This is a genomic window from Clostridium malenominatum, from assembly GCF_039521365.1.
Taxonomy (GTDB): Bacteria; Bacillota; Clostridia; order Clostridiales; family Clostridiaceae; genus Clostridium_AW; species Clostridium_AW malenominatum.
This window is the reverse complement of the sequence record NZ_BAAACF010000001.1, coordinates 1,819,946-1,837,293: the sequence shown is the minus strand read 5'-3', so window position 1 is coordinate 1,837,293 and position 17,348 is coordinate 1,819,946. Positions and strand designations below refer to the sequence as shown.

General features: G+C 29.6%; 13 protein-coding genes. 5 read left to right on the top strand and 8 right to left on the bottom strand.

The features are described from left to right. Positions 1-80 precede the first annotated feature (80 nt). Positions 81-257, bottom strand: coding sequence for a CDIF630_02480 family spore surface protein (locus ABDZ69_RS09385; protein ID WP_343769049.1), 177 nt, complete (start codon positions 255-257; stop codon positions 81-83). Positions 258-310: 53 nt separating this feature from the next. Continuing rightward, positions 311-1,645, bottom strand: coding sequence for a VanW family protein (locus ABDZ69_RS09380; RefSeq protein ID WP_343769047.1), 1,335 nt, complete (start codon positions 1,643-1,645; stop codon positions 311-313). A 122-nt stretch (positions 1,646-1,767) separates the two neighbouring features. On the opposite strand from ABDZ69_RS09380, the gene ptsP reads away from it, so the two are divergent. The 4 genes from ptsP to ABDZ69_RS09360 all read left to right on the top strand — a co-directional run bounded on the left by ptsP (position 1,768) and on the right by ABDZ69_RS09360 (position 9,284). After that, positions 1,768-3,390, top strand: coding sequence for a phosphoenolpyruvate--protein phosphotransferase (gene ptsP / locus ABDZ69_RS09375; protein WP_343769045.1), 1,623 nt, complete (start codon positions 1,768-1,770; stop codon positions 3,388-3,390). A 72-nt stretch (positions 3,391-3,462) separates the two neighbouring features. Beyond that, the gene (locus ABDZ69_RS09370; RefSeq protein ID WP_343769042.1) at positions 3,463-4,116 is read left to right on the top strand and encodes a TVP38/TMEM64 family protein; all 654 of its coding nucleotides are present in this window, start codon (positions 3,463-3,465) and stop codon (positions 4,114-4,116) included. A 320-nt stretch (positions 4,117-4,436) separates the two neighbouring features. Continuing rightward, positions 4,437-6,392, top strand: a complete 1,956-nt coding sequence (locus ABDZ69_RS09365; protein ID WP_343769041.1) for a DNA gyrase/topoisomerase IV subunit B — start codon at positions 4,437-4,439, stop codon at positions 6,390-6,392. A 27-nt stretch (positions 6,393-6,419) separates the two neighbouring features. Then, positions 6,420-9,284, top strand: coding sequence for a DNA topoisomerase IV subunit A (locus ABDZ69_RS09360; RefSeq protein ID WP_343769039.1), 2,865 nt, complete (start codon positions 6,420-6,422; stop codon positions 9,282-9,284). An 11-nt stretch (positions 9,285-9,295) separates the two neighbouring features. Here ABDZ69_RS09360 and rocF read toward each other — a convergent pair whose 3' ends face one another. Both rocF and ABDZ69_RS09350 read right to left on the bottom strand, forming a co-directional pair. Beyond that, positions 9,296-10,192, bottom strand: a complete 897-nt coding sequence (gene rocF / locus ABDZ69_RS09355; protein ID WP_343769037.1) for an arginase — start codon at positions 10,190-10,192, stop codon at positions 9,296-9,298. Positions 10,193-10,446: 254 nt separating this feature from the next. Then, entirely contained in the window at positions 10,447-10,887 is a 441-nt protein-coding gene (locus tag ABDZ69_RS09350) for a SoxR reducing system RseC family protein (RefSeq protein WP_343769036.1), read from the bottom strand. 124 nt (positions 10,888-11,011) lie between these two features. Between ABDZ69_RS09350 and ABDZ69_RS09345 the strand changes: the two genes are divergently transcribed. Next, on the top strand, positions 11,012-12,208 hold the full coding sequence (locus ABDZ69_RS09345; protein ID WP_343769034.1) for a M16 family metallopeptidase: 1,197 nt from the start codon (positions 11,012-11,014) through the stop codon (positions 12,206-12,208). A gap of 2 nt (positions 12,209-12,210) precedes the next feature. Here ABDZ69_RS09345 and ABDZ69_RS09340 read toward each other — a convergent pair whose 3' ends face one another. The 4 genes from ABDZ69_RS09340 to uvsE form a co-directional block, all read right to left on the bottom strand. After that, positions 12,211-13,641, bottom strand: a complete 1,431-nt coding sequence (locus ABDZ69_RS09340; RefSeq protein WP_343769032.1) for a spore germination protein — start codon at positions 13,639-13,641, stop codon at positions 12,211-12,213. 9 nt (positions 13,642-13,650) lie between these two features. Further along, on the bottom strand, positions 13,651-14,805 hold the full coding sequence (locus ABDZ69_RS09335; RefSeq protein ID WP_343769031.1) for a Ger(x)C family spore germination protein: 1,155 nt from the start codon (positions 14,803-14,805) through the stop codon (positions 13,651-13,653). Continuing rightward, the gene (locus ABDZ69_RS09330) at positions 14,789-15,880 is read right to left on the bottom strand and encodes a GerAB/ArcD/ProY family transporter (protein ID WP_343769029.1); all 1,092 of its coding nucleotides are present in this window, start codon (positions 15,878-15,880) and stop codon (positions 14,789-14,791) included. Before ABDZ69_RS09330 ends, ABDZ69_RS09335 begins: the two co-directional genes overlap by 17 nt. A gap of 113 nt (positions 15,881-15,993) precedes the next feature. Then, complete coding sequence (uvsE, locus tag ABDZ69_RS09325) at positions 15,994-17,229, bottom strand: UV DNA damage repair endonuclease UvsE (protein ID WP_343769028.1); 1,236 nt, start codon at positions 17,227-17,229, stop codon at positions 15,994-15,996. Positions 17,230-17,348: the final 119 nt, after the last annotated feature.

The window sequence follows — 17,348 nt, the reverse complement described above, 5'->3', positions numbered from 1 at the left end:
ACATTATTTTATCATAAAAAAGGAAAAACAAAAAAGCCTTGAGGTTATCAAGGCTTTTGTAATGACACTTGTTCATAAAATTACTTTTGATTTGAATCCACCCATTCCTTAGCATTATGCATATCAACTTCACTTGGTATAGTAACTTGAGAAATAGGTTTAATAGATTCTACATTGGCCCAAGCTGCTGTATCATGCTGTTCTATAGGTCTTTTTTTAGTGTCTGAATTTACCTTAATGCTATCAACTTTATTCATAATGTACCTCCTTAAGCTTAAGACTTATATAAAATATTATTATCATATAGCTATTATTTAATACCACGTTTAATTATTTCATCAGAAGCTTTATAAACATCCTTTGAAATTAGTGTTCTAGAAATTTCCTTTCCATCTTTAAACCCTACTAAATGAACATTCACCTTGCAACCAGGTTTAGCAGATTGAACTTTTTCTACAGTTCCCTTAGGTAAAGAAGGATCATCTTCATATATAGTTTTAGGTGGAGTTTCGTCATAAACTTCATTGACAAGTTTGTATTTAATTTTATTAAGAGAAGAATTCGAATAAATATTAAAATATATACTTCCGTTTTTTACAAAACCTTCTATATATAAGGGATAAGAAAGGGTATTTTTAAACTTATAATCAATACTATCTTCGCTCACGGTTGCATCAAAACCAGGTTCGATATAAGCGGGAGGGATGGAGTGATTTACTCTTTCTACAGGTTTTATATTTGAAGTAGTAATAGCATTGTATAAAGTAGTTGAAACCTGACATATACCTCCACCAATGCCTTTTTCTAAACGATTATTTAATATTATAGGAGCTTCTTGAAAACCTCTTTGAGCTGAAGTTTTACCAACCTTTTTATTAAAGCTAAAATCCTCTCCAGGCATTAAGAGAGTGCCGTTTATAAAACTTGTGGCAAGCTGTATATTTCTAACTCTACCTATAGGAGAATTGCCTAAACTAGTAGAATAAGAAGATATTATAGAATTAACTTCCATTAATTTTTTTTCAGTTATTTTGCTCTCGGTTTTTTGAAATTTAGCTATGATTTCTTTACTATCTTCACCATCTTTTAAACTTAAATTGATTTTATTTACCAAATCTTCTTTATCTAACTTTTCTCCTGCTACATCCTTAATAATTATTGGTTTACCATTATTTATAGATTTAATAGAAGCATTTTTAGGGTCCTTGTTTACTTCCTTTTCTATCTTATTCACTATCTTTGTGATATCTTCTTTATAATTTAAAAGAGTATTATAATCCTTTCGTTCACTGCTTTTTATAAGTTTGTATTTGCTATAAAAATTTAAATTTTTTCCTTGAGAAAAAGCTTTATCTAATATATTATCTAAAGAATCATTCATCTTTATGTTAGATAGTGAAAAGTTATAAGTCTTATCACTAGCTTTAATAAAAATTTTTTTCTCTTTTAAATCATTTAAAGCTTTTGTCACAATATTGTGGGCTTCTTCCTTTGTTTTCCCAGATACATCAATATCATTTATAAAAGTATTAGGATATATTTTATTATCAAATCTTGAAACCTGTAGATGAAAGGAGGTGTAAAGGGCTATTGCGCCTATTAAAATAGTAATTATTGAAATTGCCACGGTTTTCCATGCCTTCATGAAATCAACTCCTTATCGTGAACTATCTATTATATTTTTAGCAAATGCGTCTTTTTTATTACTGACAAATTATAATAAATGATATAATGTGTGTAATATATTTACAGTGTGGAGGTTTTTTTATGCTTATAGGAAGTAAAGTTTCCTCTGGCATAGCAATTGGCAAAGCCTTTGTTATAAAAGAAGAAGAGTTTAATATTATAAAGATTGTAGTAAAAGATGAATTAAAAGAATTAGAAAGATTTAATGAAGCTGTACAAAAGGGAATGAAAGAATTGCATAAAGTGGAAAAAAACAAAGATATTTTTGAGAGTCATTTAATGATATTAGAAGATCCAGAATTTGTGGGGAGTATAAGGGAAAAAATATTAGATGAAAAAGTTAATTCAGAATATGCAGTTCAAACGGTAATAGATAAATTAATAAAAATTTTTAAGGAAATAGAGGATGAATATATAAAAGAAAGAATTTCAGACATTAAAGATGTGGGAAGTAGAATATTGAGCATACTAAAAGGTGAAAGTGAAAATTTTATAAATGTAGTTGAAAAAGATTCTATAATAATAGGTAAAGATATTACTCCATCACAAACAGCTCAAATGAAAAGAAAAAAAGTATTAGGTTTTGCTACAGAAATAGGTGGAGTTACCTCGCACTCTGCAATAATTGGAAGAAATTTAGGTATTCCAGTAGTGGTAGGTATAAAGAATTTATTAAATGAAGTTAATACGGGAGATTTGATTATATTAGATGGAAATAAAGGAATCATTATAATAAACCCAGATGAAGAAACTTTAGAAGTATATAGAAAAGAAATTAACAAGATTCAGGAAGAAAAAAATGAGCTGCTAAATTATAAAAATTTAACTACTTTCACTCTAGATTTAAAAAGACTTCAGGTGAATGGAAGTATAGGAAATTTAAAAGAAGCGGAAGATGTTAATAAAAATGGAGGAGAAGGAATAGGACTGTTTAGAACAGAATTTTTGTATATGGAAAATGATGGTTTGCCCTCAGAAGAAGAACAATTTAATAAATATAAAGAAGTTTTGAAAAAATTTAAAGATAAGCCTGTAGTCATAAGAACCTTAGATATAGGCGGGGACAAAAAACTTTCTTATTTACCAATGGAAGAGGAGTTAAATCCATTTTTAGGACTAAGAGCTATACGATTATGTCTTAATAGAAAAGATATATTTAAAACCCAATTGAGGGCATTATTAAGAGCTTCTATCTACGGGAATTTACAAATTATGTTTCCTATGATTTGTAATTTAAATGAACTTAGAAAAGCAAAAAAGTTATTAGATGAATGTAAAGTGGAGTTAGAAGAGGATAACATAAAATATAATAAGAACTTACTTGTAGGTATAATGATTGAAGTACCCTCTGCTGCAATAATATCCGATATTTTAGCTAAAGAAGTGGACTTCTTTAGTATTGGAACTAATGACCTCATGCAATATACTTTAGCAGTAGATAGAACCAATGAAAAGATATCTTATTTATATGATTTTAACGATTTAGCGGTTTTGAGATTAATAAAATTAGTAATTGAAAATGCACATAAAGCTGGTATTCCTGTTGGAATGTGTGGTGAAATGGCCAGTAGAGAAGAGTTAATTCCGTTACTAATAGGAATGGGACTTGATGAATTTAGTGTAAGTCCTTCATCCATATTAAAAATAAGAAAAATAATAAGAAGTCTCAATTATATTAAATGCAAAAGGATGGTTGTGTTTTAATTGAATAAATAAGTTATCTATTGTAATATTAGAATTGTATAAATTAATAGTTAAGGTTTTTAGAGGTATATTATGAAAAATAAAGATTCTTTTACTACTTTAGGTATTTGTACTACTATTGGGATATCAATATACTATCTGGTAAGAAAGTTCAATATTAGAATTGAAAAAATTAATATTGAATTATTAGTCTGCTTTGTAATTAAATATGGTAAATATGCAGTTGTATGTTTTTTAATATTATGTGCATTAAAGCCACTATTAGTTTTTATGCCGACAACGATATTTTCTATAGTAGGGGGAATATTATTTGGACCAATTAAAGGATTTATTTTAAATATGGTAGGATTTTTCTTTTCTGGTACACTTGCTTTTTCTATAGCCAGATTTTGGGGACAATCTAGGATAAATAGTATTTTGCATGGACGAGCTGCTAAAGTTAATGCAAATTTAGAGAAGAATGGTTTCAAGGTATTGTTTCTATTAAGACTTCCACCGATACTGCCCTATGACCCTCTAAGTTACACATGTGGATTAAGCAAAATTAAATATAGAGATTTTATTTTAGCATCTCTCTTAGGAGTAATACCAGAGACTATATGCTATTCTATAATGGGAAGAAATATATTAAACCCATTTTCACCTAAATTTATTTTTCCACTAGTGTTTATTATATTATCGGTAATTTTATCAACATTTATTTTTAAAAAAGCAAATGACTTTTGATATTACATAGCTGGGGGGATAATGAAGAAAATCAAAGAGTTAATGAATAGATTTTATATAGAAATGAATAAAGAAGTTTTAAATAAATACGACATAATTACTGTGAGAGAACCGTAGATAAAAATATGAAGAAATATATGCCTACACAAGGGAATATAAAGAAGGAATCCTAGAAGATAAAATATAATAACAAGGTAGGGATTTTTGTTATAGCAAAAATCCCTAATATTATTTTTAGAGGAATAATAAGAACATTTGTTTTTAATCCTCATATCTGATATAATTTTGATTTGTGATATATAAAGGTCAGGAGGAAGGTTATGGATAATAATTTTGAAACCAGTTCAATATATGATGTTACAGCATTAACTTCCTTAGAAAAGTTAGAGCCAGTGCGTGTAAGACCAGGTATGTATATTGGTTCCACAGGAAGTAAAGGACTTCATCATTGTATATGGGAAATATTGGATAATGCTATAGATGAAATAACTAATGGATATGGAGATAGAGCTACTATTACTTTAAATAAAGATAAAAGCGTTACCATTGAAGATAATGGCAGAGGAATTCCAACAGGAATACATCCTACAAAGAAAAAATCTGGAGTAGAGATGGTATTTACGGAGCTTCATACAGGAGGGAAATTTAATAATTCTAGTTATAAAACCTCTGGTGGTCTTCATGGTGTTGGTTCCTCCGTTGTAAATGCGCTTTCTGAATGGCTAGAGGTTGAAGTAAAGCAAAATGGTAACATATACAAACAAAGATTCGAATATTCATATGACCCTTCAATGAAAAAAAGTATGCCAGGTACTGCAAAAACTAAGTTAGAAGTAATAGGTAAGAGTAGTGAGACAGGGACTAAGGTAACGTTTTTACCTGATAAAGAAGTATTTTCTACTACAGAATTTAAATTTGATGTTATAGATGAAAGGCTCCAGGAATTAGCCTTTCAAAACAAAGGAATAAGGCTTATTCTTATAGATAATAGAAAAGAAGAGGTTGTAGAAAAAGAATATTACTCTGAAAGAGGGCTTCTAGATTTTATTGATTATTTAAATGAAAGTAAAACTGTACTACATAAGCCTCCTATATTGTTTGAAGGAGAAAGAGAGGTAAACAATCTTAATATGTACGGTGAAGTATGTATTCAATTTACAGACTCCACTACAGAACATATAGCAAGCTATGTAAATAATATACCAACAACAGAATCAGGAACCCATGAAACTGGGTTTAAAACAGGAATGACTAGAGCTTTTAAAGAATGGGCTAAAAAATTAAATCTTATAAAGGAAAAAGATAAGGAATTTGAAGGGGATGACTTAAGAGAGGGCATGACAGCAATACTTAGGATAAAGCTTACTAATCCTATCTTTGAAGGACAAACAAAAACTAAATTAGGCAATGTTGAAGCTTATGCTATGATGAATGACTTATCATACACTAAGCTGTCTGAATGGATTGAAGATAATAAGGAAACTGCAGCTCTTATTATATCAAATGCAGTAGATGCAGCTGCAAGAAGAGAAAAGATTAAGAAAATAAATGAAGCAGAAAAGAAGAAAATAGGAAAAGGTACTGCACCCTTAGCTGGTAAAGTAGCAGTATGTACTTTAAAAGACCCAAAACTTTGTGAATTCATAGTGGTGGAAGGGGATTCCGCCGGTGGCTCAGCGAAGCAGGCAAGGGATAGAAAATTTCAAAGCATAATGCCTTCCAAGGGAAAAATTATGAATACGGAAAAGCAAAAACTAGAAAATGTACTTAGCAGTGAAGAGCTTAAGATATTTAACACTGCCATAGGTACAGGAGTTCTTGATAATTATAATGAGGAAGATTTAAAATACGATAAAATTATTATACTTTCAGATGCTGATGTGGACGGATACCACATTCGTACTTTGTGGATGACTTATATTTATAGATATATGAGACCCTTAATTACAAATGGACATTTATATATGGGATTACCACCTTTGTATAAAGTATATAAAGAGGTAAAGGGTAAAGAAATCGTTAAGTATGCATATAGTGATGAGGAATTAGAAGAAGCTAAAAAGGAAATAGGTAAAGGATTTTTAATACAAAGATATAAGGGACTAGGAGAAATGAATCCCGACCAGCTTTGGCAAACTACATTAAGTCCAGAAACAAGAACACTGCAAAGAATTACCATAGATGACGCAGCAAAAGCAGAAAAAATGGTATCATTACTTATGGGAGATGTAGTAGAGCCTAGAAAAAATTATATGTATAAATACGGGGAGTTTTAATTTAGCTATAACTAAAGGGGTGTTTTAATGTCAAGAAAAAATAATATACCAGAAGATAAGAATATAATAGAGATACCAATAGAAGAAGCTATGCCAGACAATTATCTTCCTTACGCAATAGAAGTAGCAAAGGATAGGGCACTTCCAGATGTAAGGGATGGTTTAAAACCAGTTCATAGGAGAATTGTTTATGGTGCATATAAATTATCTGCCTTTCCAGATAAGCCCTATTATAAGTCTGCTAGAATCGTTGGGGATATCTTAGGTAAATATCATCCTCATGGAGACTCTTCCGTTTATGATGCAATGGTAATTTTAGCTCAGGAATTTACCACTAGAAAGCCATTAATAGATGGACATGGAAACTGGGGAAGTATTGACGGAGATAGTGCAGCGGCAATGCGTTATACAGAAGCCAGACTTACTCCAATTGCATTAGAGTTAATTAGGGACATAGAAAAGGGAGTAGTTAACATGGTAGATAACTACTCCTCTTCAGAAAAAGAACCAGAGGTACTTCCTGCAAGATATCCTAATCTTCTTGTAAATGGTGCTTTTGGAATAGCAGTAGGATTAGCAACTAACATCCCTCCACACAACTTAAAGGAAGTTATAGATGCAACTTTAGCTTACATTGACGATAATTCCTTATCCACTAAGGACTTAATGAATTATATAAAAGGACCAGACTTGCCTACAGGAGGGGTATTAATAGGAGCAAACTCTCTTTTATCAGCTTATGAAACTGGAACAGGGAAAGTAACTTTAAGAGCAAAGGCTGGGATTGAAAAACTTGAAAATGGTAGACTGGGAATAGTTATAACTGAATTTCCTTATAGGAAAAATAAAGCTAAAATATTACAAACTATTTCTGAAATGACAGCAGATAAAAAGCATGCAAAAGCTTTAGAAGTAATCAGTGATATTAGAGATGAATCTGATAGAACAGGTATTAGAGCTGTTATAGAATTTAAAAAATCTACAGAGGAAGATACTGCAGAGAAGGTTTTGAAATATTTATATAAAAGAACAGAATTGCAAAACAATTTATCCTTTAATATGGTGGCATTAGCAGAAGGAAAGCCAGAAACCATGGGTCTGAAAACAATAATCCACCATTATGTTAATCACCAAAAAGAGGTGGTAACAAAAAGAACTTTAAAAGATTTAGAAATAGCAGAAAGAAGATTTCATATAGTAGAGGGCTTTATTAAAGCCATTGATATTATGGATCAAATAATAGCTTTAATAAGAAGCTCTAAATCTAAAAAAGATGCTAGAGAAAACCTAATAAGTCAATTTGGATTTACAGAAATTCAAAGCGACGCTATATTGGAGCTTATGTTATATAGGCTTACAGGGCTTGAAGTTAAAGCCTTTGAGAAAGAGCATAAAGAATTAGAAAAAGAAATAGCTAAATTAAGAAAAATACTAGGTAGTGAAAAAGAATTACTTAAGGTTATAAAATCCGAACTAAATGAAGTAAAAGAAAAATATGGTGACATAAGAAGAACTGAAATAATTGAAGACGATGAAGAAGCTAAAATAGATATAGAAGAATTAATTATAGAAGAAGATGTGGTAATAACTCTATCTAAGGATGGATTTATAAAAAGAATAGCTCAAAAGACGTATAATCGCTCTAACACGGATGTTGAGGAAATTGATCATAGAGAAGGAGACTACAATAAATTTTTGCTTACAGGAAACACAAAGGATACTTTAATTTTCTTTACTAATTTGGGAAATATGTATCAAATAAAAGTAGTAGATATTCCTGAGATGAGATGGAAAGAAAGAGGCGAAAGGGTAGACTATATACTTAAGGGCTTAAATTTAGAAGAAGAAAATATAATTAATTCCTATTGTATAGAAAATTTCTCTGCCCAAAAGGACATTATATTTATTACATCAAAAGGTGGAATTAAAAAATCTCCCCTAGATAGATATATAACAAGTTATACTAAGCTTGTAGGAACAAAGTTAAAATCTAGTGAAGAGTTATTAAAAGCAGAATTAGTAGATAGAGATCGTGAAGAGGGATTCATAAAGATAAGTACGGAAATTGGCTTTGAATTTACTATAGAAGAGCCTAAGATTCAAAGTGCGGAGAGAAATATACTGCCAGTTCAATTGTTTAATTTAAGTGAAAAAGATTCTTTAACTGAGGTCAGCCTTATAAAAGAGGGTGAGTTTAAAAGTTTTAACCTTGTATGGAGCAGTGAAGGATGGATTAAAGAGGGAAATAAATTATTAAAAGGATTTAATTCCATATTGAATACAGATTCTAAAAGTAAACTATTAATTTTCTTAAAAGATGGAAATGTAATATCCTTATCTTCCTTTATGCTAGAAAATTTAAGTGAAAAAGGTATAAATGTATTTGATTTAATAGAAGATAAGAATAATGAAGTGTTAAATATTTTATCTTACAAAGAAGAAGATGAAGGAAACATATATTTCTTTACTAAGAATGGACTTGTTAAAAAGACTGCTTTAGATGAGTTTAAGGGAGACTACTTTATTTGTGGAGGATATAAATTTAAGTGGGAAAAGGATACCTTAGTTTCTGTTCAATTTTCCCAGGATGATGAAAAAGATATAATTATTATTACAGATAAGGCAATGTGCATAAGATTTAATTCTCCATCTGTAAGCTTAATGGGAAGAATGGCTTCTGGAGTAACAGGGATAAGTCTTAAAGAAGAAGATTTAGTAGCAACTGCTTTTCTTGTAGAAAAAAATTATAAAAATATAAAGTTAATATCTAAAAAGAAGAATGAACAAACATTGAATATAGAAGATATAAAATCACAAAACAGAGCTGGAAGAGGAAGCAGTTTAATGCTTGTGGTTTTAGATGACTATATAGACAAAATAAAGATCAGCTAAAAAGCTGATCTTTATTTTATATATTTAAATGTCCAATCTAATAAGTCCATACATAAATCTGAAGTTGTATCATCTTTGTCTAACTTTGGATTAAGTTCAACAAAATCCATAGATTTTATTAATCTAGTTTCAGCTAAAGCTTTTAAAAGAGTTTTAGCTTCTCCTACACTCATTCCATTTTTTACTGGTGTTCCTGTTCCAGGGACATAGTCTGAATCTATACAATCAATATCAAAACTTAAATGAACGGCTTTAATGTTAAGTTTTTTAATTTTTTCTAAGATATCAGATGTTATTGAGGAAATACCTTGTTCGTGAAGTCTTGAAGTGGAGTATACATCAAGTTTCTTTTCTTCTATAAGATCACATTCACCAGGATCTAAATCTCTTGCTCCAATTATAAATACATTTTCAGGTTTTACTTTTGTTCCATGAAAATATAAGTTAGTTAAATCTTCATAACCTATGCCCATGGCTGCAGCTAATGGCATCCCATGAACATTTCCAGTTTCAGTAGTTAAATAGGAATTTATATCTCCGTGAGCGTCAATCCAAATTACTGCAAAGTTTTTATAATATTTACTTACTCCAGAAATAGTTCCAAGTCCTAGGGAGTGGTCTCCGCCAAGTACAAGAGGAAAACTTCCTGAATTTAAGGAGGCATATACCTGATGCGCTAGGTTTCTATTTACTTCAATAATGGGTTTTAAATATTTCATTTTGGGATGATAGGAAAACTTATTTGAAACATTCTCTTGAGGAACGTATATATCGCCTAAGTCATAAATTTTATGGTATTTACTTAAAATACCATGTAAGTTTTTTTCTCTTAATTTCTGCGGTCCGAATTCCACACCTTCAATGTCACTACCATAGAACATGGGAACTCCAATAATATTAATGTCCATAATTTATGACCCCCTTAATGATAAGTTATAAAATTTTATCTTTTGATTTTATTATAGTACGATAAGAAATTATATACCATATTAATAAAGAAAGTAAGTACTTTTAAATTATACAGATAATTAAAATTATTCTTACTTAGTATTAGCATAATCTAAAAGTTAATTCAGATAGCTTGTAGCAAAATACCGATAAATGTAAAAAACAAAAGCTTTTAACTAACTAGTTAAAAGCCTAAAAGTTTTTAAATTTTAAATTAGAAGTCCCAACCCACACTTTTTAATTCACTTTCAGGAATTATCCTAACTAGAGAAACACTTTCTTTATGGTTCTTCTTATGATTGTTGTTAACTATTCTTAATATTCCATAAGAAATAGCCAAAAAACCCAGTCCAGAAAAAGCTGAAGTAAGCTCATTTTTTGTTAAAATATATCCTACGCCAATACCTAAAAGCATAAACATTAAAGGAAGAGCATACGCAAAAAATGTAAGTTTAAAAAAAGTATTATCTTCCATAGTTACTTCTACAACATCCCCAGGTTTCGCTAAAAGTGTATTATCCATATCTAAAAGTAATGGAGGAGATTCACAGCCGCCAGAGCAGGTAGCACAACTATCACCGCATCCAGACATTCTTTTAAACATCACATTAACCTTGTCCCCATTAACAGATGAAACATATCCAACTTGATTCATTTAATCACTCCTTAATGTTGAGTAGTTTACTATGATATTATATCATAATTATACTAAATTACAATAATAATTGACATTGTTAAAATATTTCTACATAATTATTTAGAAGAGAGGGGGAAAGTTTATGAAGTTAATATATAAGCAAATAAAAGGAGATATAACCTCCTTTACTATAGGATTTAATGCAGGAGCTATAGAAGAGGAAGATTACCCTTTAGGAACGGCTCATGCAGTAGAGCACATGGTTTTTAAAGGCACAAAAACTAGAAGTGAGGATGAAATAAATACACTCTGCGATGAGATATTTGGATTTCAAAATGCTATGACAAATTATCCCTATGTTGTTTATTATGGTACTACTCTTTCTGAGGATTTTGAGAGAGGATTAGAGCTATTTTCAGATATAATTCTTAATCCCACTTTCCCTGAAGACGGATTTAACGAGGAAATAAATATAATAAAAGAAGAGTTAAAGGAGTGGAAAGACGATTTATATCAGCATTGTGAAGACGAACTTTTATATAATAGCTTTAATAATAGGAGAATAAAAGATTTAATAATAGGCACAGAAGAAAGCTTGAATTCTATAACTCTAGAACATATTAAAAGTTTTTATAAAAAATACTACAAATTAGACAGTATGGTATTAACCATAGTAACCTCCTTAGACTTTACAGAAGTTTTAAAGGTAGTTCAGAAATTTTTTAAAGGAGAAAGCAGAGAAGTTAGTGCAGAAAAAGCAAGGGATATAAATCTATATGAAGAAAACAATGGGGGAATATTTATAAAAAATAAAGATGAAATAAATGGATCAAAAATATTATTTGCATACCCAATTCATCAATTAAACCATGAAGAATTTAGGGCACTTAAAATATTTAATCATTACTTTGGTGAAGGTACAAGTAGCATTTTGTATAATAAAATAAGAACTAAAAACGCATTAGCTTATGAGGTAGGTAGTACCATAAAGAACGAAAGAGGTATAAAGTTATTTTTAATCCATCTTGGAACTTCTAAAGATAAGGTTAATGAAGCCATAGAAATAGTTAAATCTTCTATTGAAGAAATTAAAAAAGAAGAAGGGTTTTTTACTAAAGATAAAATAGAAAGGGCTTCTAAAAGTATAAAACTAAAGAGAGCCCTAAGACTTGAAAAATCTATTCAATTGGCAAAAGACTTAACGTGCTACGAGTTAATGTATGAGAATCACAAAAAAGTATATGATGAAGTAGAAGGGCTAGAAATTTTACAAGGGGATTTTATAAATGAAGTTATAAAAAAGTTTCTATGTAACCCATCAATACAAATATTAACCTAGCGCTAATCTTTTCTTTTTTTATTTTTAGCGCCTGTAAAAAGAGGTCTTTTCTTATAGGATCTTATATCGCTTAAAAAATAATCTTTTAAATCTACAGGTTCAAAGGGAGCCAAAGGAGCTGTATAGGGTACATCTAGACTCTTAGTTGAAGTTAAAAGCATAACTATAAAGGATAGGCTCAAAATAAAACCGTAGAGGCCTAAAGTACCTGTAGCTATAATAGGAAGAAATTTTATAACCCTTATTGAGCTAGTTATAGAATTATCTGGAGCCATAAATGAAGTCATAACTGAAATAGATATTATAATTAACAAAAGAGGACTTATAAGGCCAGCACTTACACTAGCCTGACCGAGTACTATTGTTCCAACTATGCTAATGGTTGGACCTATTTGTTTTGGAAGTCTCAAACTAGCTTCCTTTAAAATTTCAGATATAAACTCCATTAAAAATGTCTCTATAAAGGAATTTACAGGTACAGTAGTTCTTGTACTAGCTAAAATTAAAATATATTGCGGTGGTAAGATGTCAGAGTGAAAGCTTGTGACAGCGATATATAAAGAAGGCAAAGCTAAGGTAATAAAAAGAGACACTATAGTTACAAGTTTAATAAATATAGAAAAATAAAAAGTTTCACTATAAGAATCACTGGAATCGAAAAATTCTAAGAATACTTGAGGGAGGATTAAGGAGAGATTTCCTCCCTCTACTAATATGCATATCTTTCCAATAAGAATGTTAGAACAAGCAGCATCGGATCTTTCGGCTACTCCAATTTGGGGAAAGAAATTTTGAGTGTTGTCTGTTAAAAGTTTTTGTAAAACCCCTGAATTTAAAACTCCATCTACATCTATTTTATTTAAGGTTTCTTTAATAGTGTCAACATATTCATCATTGGCCACATCTTTTAAATATACTACAGCAACAGTGGTTTTAGTTCTACGACCTACTAAAGTTTTATAAATTCTTAAATTATCATCCTTTATTCTGTACCTAATTAAAGAAAGATTTGTTTCTAAATTTTCCGTAAAGCTATCTCTAGGAGATCTTAAAGCCTCTTCAACATGGGGATTATCTACATTTCTTTTCTCAATTTTCAAAGTATTGGCTACTATATATTTATCCTCCGATAATGATAATATTATAGAGTAACCTTTTAAAATGTATTGTAATATTTCTTGATGATTAAAGATTACATGAACATCGTCTACATATATAATAGAACTAACAATAGAGTCTATAGTAACTCCTGGGCCATTATAATTTAGCAAGGGTTCAATAATATTTTTTGAAAGTAACTCTCTATTGGTTATTTCCGGAATGTAGAGAATATATATATCTAACCCTAATACATTAAGTATTCTTTTTTTTATGCCTAAGTCTTCTTTTGTTAATTGTTCTATATATGGGAGGAGAGAATTAATTTTGTTCATTAAAACCACCTATTTTCCTTTGACATTTGGATCATATAAGTTTCTTTTAGTTATTTTAGAGGAAACAGTTACTTTAACTTTAGCCTTTGGAAACTCTTCTTTCCAATCTAAGTTTTTATAGATTTTAGGATGATCTCCTCTAAAATATAAGGCAAGCTGATATATATCATATTTAATATCTTCTTGAGCTATTCTTATAGCTTCTTCAATATCATTTTTAATTTTATCGGCCAATTGCTTTTCTAACTCTTTATATAAATCTTCACTTATGGGGTTGAGTTTGTATTGATACATAAGTATTTGGTCTAACTTTAAATCTATATTAATATTTACAACACCATCTATATAATTAGTAGATATTTTTCTCTTTCCACCTATAGTTTGAAAGACAATATTTTCTCCAGATTGAGGGTTAATTAAGGTATGAGAAAAACCAAATTTTTTATTAATTAAATATACTGCTCCTCTAGAAGCTCTATCTTCTAGGATTCCTACCATTTTTCCATTAACTATGGCAGCAAAGCCGAGCACTGATAATTCATTATCCTGGATACCTATATAATGTATTAGATATCCTACTTCATCTATTGCTTCATAGTCAATTATGTTTCCTAATTGACCATACAAAGTTGTATTATTATTGTATAGATTATCCATAATAGTATGTTCAATTAAAAAGCCTACGGATAAATCGCTGAGGGTATCAAAATTTAGTATATCTTTAGCAGGCTCCCGACTTACTACTGGCAGAACAGTTTTTCTATATTCATAGGATCTATCAATTCTGTTAAAATAAGAAGATATATCTTCTCTTGCATAATTTTCTCCAAAGACTACAATTCTAGTAGCTCCTTGGAAAATACGATAAGGTTGACTTCTAGAAGATTTGTCTAAGACATCTTCAAAATTTATGCCCCTATATGTCTTTACAGTAACTTTATGGGGACCTATTCCTTCTGCCTTTGTTTGAATGGCTGGAAACATAGAGGATAATTCAGTAGTAAAAATTATATCACTACCTTCTTTATCTAGACCAGCACTGATAAGAATTGTTCTTTTTTCTATATCTATTAAATCCCAGCAGCCTGATAAAGTTGTAGAGATAAGAAAGATTAATAATAATTTAATAATTTTTCTGTGCAAGTTATCAATTCTTTTGTGCATATTTTTTCACCTTTAATGCGATAAATAGTATTGTTGTTATAAAAATAGAGGAGATTATTCCAACATAACCTGCAATATCTGCAAGGCTGTGAGCTTGCCTTGTATTTTTAGGAAGATGGCAGGCTAAAAAGGTGGAAACAAAACAAAGGATAGTAAGAGTATTTATATTAGCTTTTTTAAATATCTTACCTAAATAAAATACTAATGCATAGGACAATATAGTTACTGTAGTAATGACGCTCATTAGCCATACTATAATAACTATTCCATCAATTCTCCTTAAAAATTCTAAATAAGGTACTTCAGTTCTTCTTGCGGCAGCAATTAATGCATCTTCATAAAATATAATTCTTTCAGGTCCTACAAGGGACATGCTTGATTCAAAAAGAAATATGTATAAAAGGCCTGTTAACAAAGTAGCTATTACGGAGTATTTAAATATATTTTTATCATTCTTGTTATTAAAAGGTATTATTCCGATGAGTTCCATACCAAGAAAAGAAGTCATTACAGGGTAAGAGGATTTTAAATAATGGGATAAATTTTCATATCCTAAAAAAGGTTTAATATTTTTAATATCTCCCTGAGTAAAAAATATAATATAAAGCAAAGAAATTGTAATTATTATATAGATACCATAAAGTTCGGAAAACCTTCCGATGGTATTTATTCCTCTATTTACTGCAAAATAGCATACAAATAATAAAGTTAAACATAAAATCCATATTGGAGTTTTAACTAGTAAAGAATACTTAACTAGTTCAGAGGTTTTTCTAATGATTACAGTAGAATATAAAAAAAGGTATAGAATATAAAAAACTATAATTATAAAGGAGAGGAACTTTCCCACTAGAATTTTACTATATTCATCTAAAGTACTTCCCTTAAAGGTATAGTTTAAATATGTAATCATATAGGTTATTATCATTGATAGAAAAGTGAAAACTAAAATGACTAACCATCCAGCAGTGTTGGCTGACTCTGCTAATTGTTGAGGCAAAATCATTATTCCATAACCGAACATAGCGTTGAAGATAAACACCGCTATTTGGAAATTTGTAAGATATCCTTTCATCAATAAAACCTCCTGTGAGCACTATCTACTAGTATCCCTAATCTTAAGAAATTTATTCCTAAACATGAAAAAAAGGCCTATAGCCTTTATATATAATAAGAAAAATAATTTCTTCAAATTAAAAAATAGTAAGATTGCAGTAGATATTCTATATTGTATTTTTTACATAACTTTTTAAGGATGTTCTTTGTCTTTTCTGTATTATCAAATTTTTCAAAGCTAGTAAAAAATAAATCTCTTTCTTTATTACTTACTTTATCTTTTAAATACCCCCAAGTATGTTGAAGAGTATTTTTATAATTTCCTTCGGAAAAAGGTAAGAATAATGCTTTATCAACTAATTTATAAAATTCAACCATAGAGGAACTGGAATTTATAACTGCACTACAGTCCTTATAAAGAGAATAATCCTTTTCCATAACGGAATACTTATATTTTGACCACTGTTCATATTTTAAAGAGGGTTTATTACTAAAGTTTATTGAATTTATGCATTTAATCGCTGATAGCTCTTTATCTTTTACTTCAAGCATTATATCTACTGGAAAATCTTTAACTTCCTCATAGAATTTTATAAAGTTTTCTGTTATTACATGCTTAGAGTGTGCACCATTTTGTTTAATACTATCGCTATCGGAATAATGTAGTTTAATGTTGCCATCTTCGCTTTTCCATGTTTGAGCTACTTTCTTTAAGATTGTACTAATATCTTCATTATTTTCTGAGTTATATCTGTGATGTAGGTTATCAAATACTGCTGGAATATTTAGTTCATTGCAAATATGTAGTACTTCATGAATATTGAATACCCTTTCGTCATTTTCTAAAATAAGTCTTTTTTTAGCAGAGATTGATAATCTATTAAAGTTATTTTTAAATCTCTCCAGGGCAGCGGATTTATCTCCGTAGGCGCCCCCCATATGTATTACAATTTTATTGCTATAGTCAACTCCCAAAGAATCAAGAAATCTTGTATGGTATTCAATATCTTGAATGCTGTTAGTTACCACCTCATCAGAAGGAGAATTAAGGACAGTATATTGTCCAGGGTGCATGGATATTCTTATTTCATTTTTTTGTATAAACTTACCTATATTACTAAGCTCTTCATTAAATATACTCCACCATTTTATTTCATTTACTGAATGGCTGCCAAAGGGAATGATGTCTGAGCTTATTCTAAACATATAGATTTTATTTTCAATATTATATTTTAGTATTTTTTCAAGATCCATTAGGTTTTCTTTAACGCAAGAATGAAACCTGTCAAAGGTAAAGTTTTTTAATATAAAACTTCGTGTAGTTTTAGCATCTATAGCCATAGGAATACAAGCATACCCAATTCTCATAAAAACCTCCTAAAAGTTAATATATATAGTTTATATATTAACATAATATTATATTATATACCTCAACAAAATAAAACTAGAGCTAATGGTGTATTTTGCATAATTATATAACTACAAGG

What these genes read in the sequence shown, in the direction of transcription:
- ABDZ69_RS09365 (WP_343769041.1), top strand. Translation starts at nt 4,437, where the DNA reads ATGGATAATAATTTTGAAACCAGTTCAATATATGATGTTACAGCATTA.
- ABDZ69_RS09340 (WP_343769032.1), bottom strand. Translation starts at nt 13,641, where the DNA reads ATGAACAAAATTAATTCTCTCCTCCCATATATAGAACAATTAACAAAA.
- ABDZ69_RS09370 (WP_343769042.1), top strand. Translation starts at nt 3,463, where the DNA reads ATGAAAAATAAAGATTCTTTTACTACTTTAGGTATTTGTACTACTATT.
- ptsP (WP_343769045.1), top strand. Translation starts at nt 1,768, where the DNA reads ATGCTTATAGGAAGTAAAGTTTCCTCTGGCATAGCAATTGGCAAAGCC.
- ABDZ69_RS09345 (WP_343769034.1), top strand. Translation starts at nt 11,012, where the DNA reads ATGAAGTTAATATATAAGCAAATAAAAGGAGATATAACCTCCTTTACT.
- ABDZ69_RS09330 (WP_343769029.1), bottom strand. Translation starts at nt 15,880, where the DNA reads ATGAAAGGATATCTTACAAATTTCCAAATAGCGGTGTTTATCTTCAAC.
- ABDZ69_RS09380 (WP_343769047.1), bottom strand. Translation starts at nt 1,645, where the DNA reads ATGAAGGCATGGAAAACCGTGGCAATTTCAATAATTACTATTTTAATA.
- ABDZ69_RS09385 (WP_343769049.1), bottom strand. Translation starts at nt 257, where the DNA reads ATGAATAAAGTTGATAGCATTAAGGTAAATTCAGACACTAAAAAAAGA.
- ABDZ69_RS09350 (WP_343769036.1), bottom strand. Translation starts at nt 10,887, where the DNA reads ATGAATCAAGTTGGATATGTTTCATCTGTTAATGGGGACAAGGTTAAT.
- uvsE (WP_343769028.1), bottom strand. Translation starts at nt 17,229, where the DNA reads ATGAGAATTGGGTATGCTTGTATTCCTATGGCTATAGATGCTAAAACT.
- ABDZ69_RS09360 (WP_343769039.1), top strand. Translation starts at nt 6,420, where the DNA reads ATGTCAAGAAAAAATAATATACCAGAAGATAAGAATATAATAGAGATA.
- ABDZ69_RS09335 (WP_343769031.1), bottom strand. Translation starts at nt 14,805, where the DNA reads ATGCACAAAAGAATTGATAACTTGCACAGAAAAATTATTAAATTATTA.
- rocF (WP_343769037.1), bottom strand. Translation starts at nt 10,192, where the DNA reads ATGGACATTAATATTATTGGAGTTCCCATGTTCTATGGTAGTGACATT.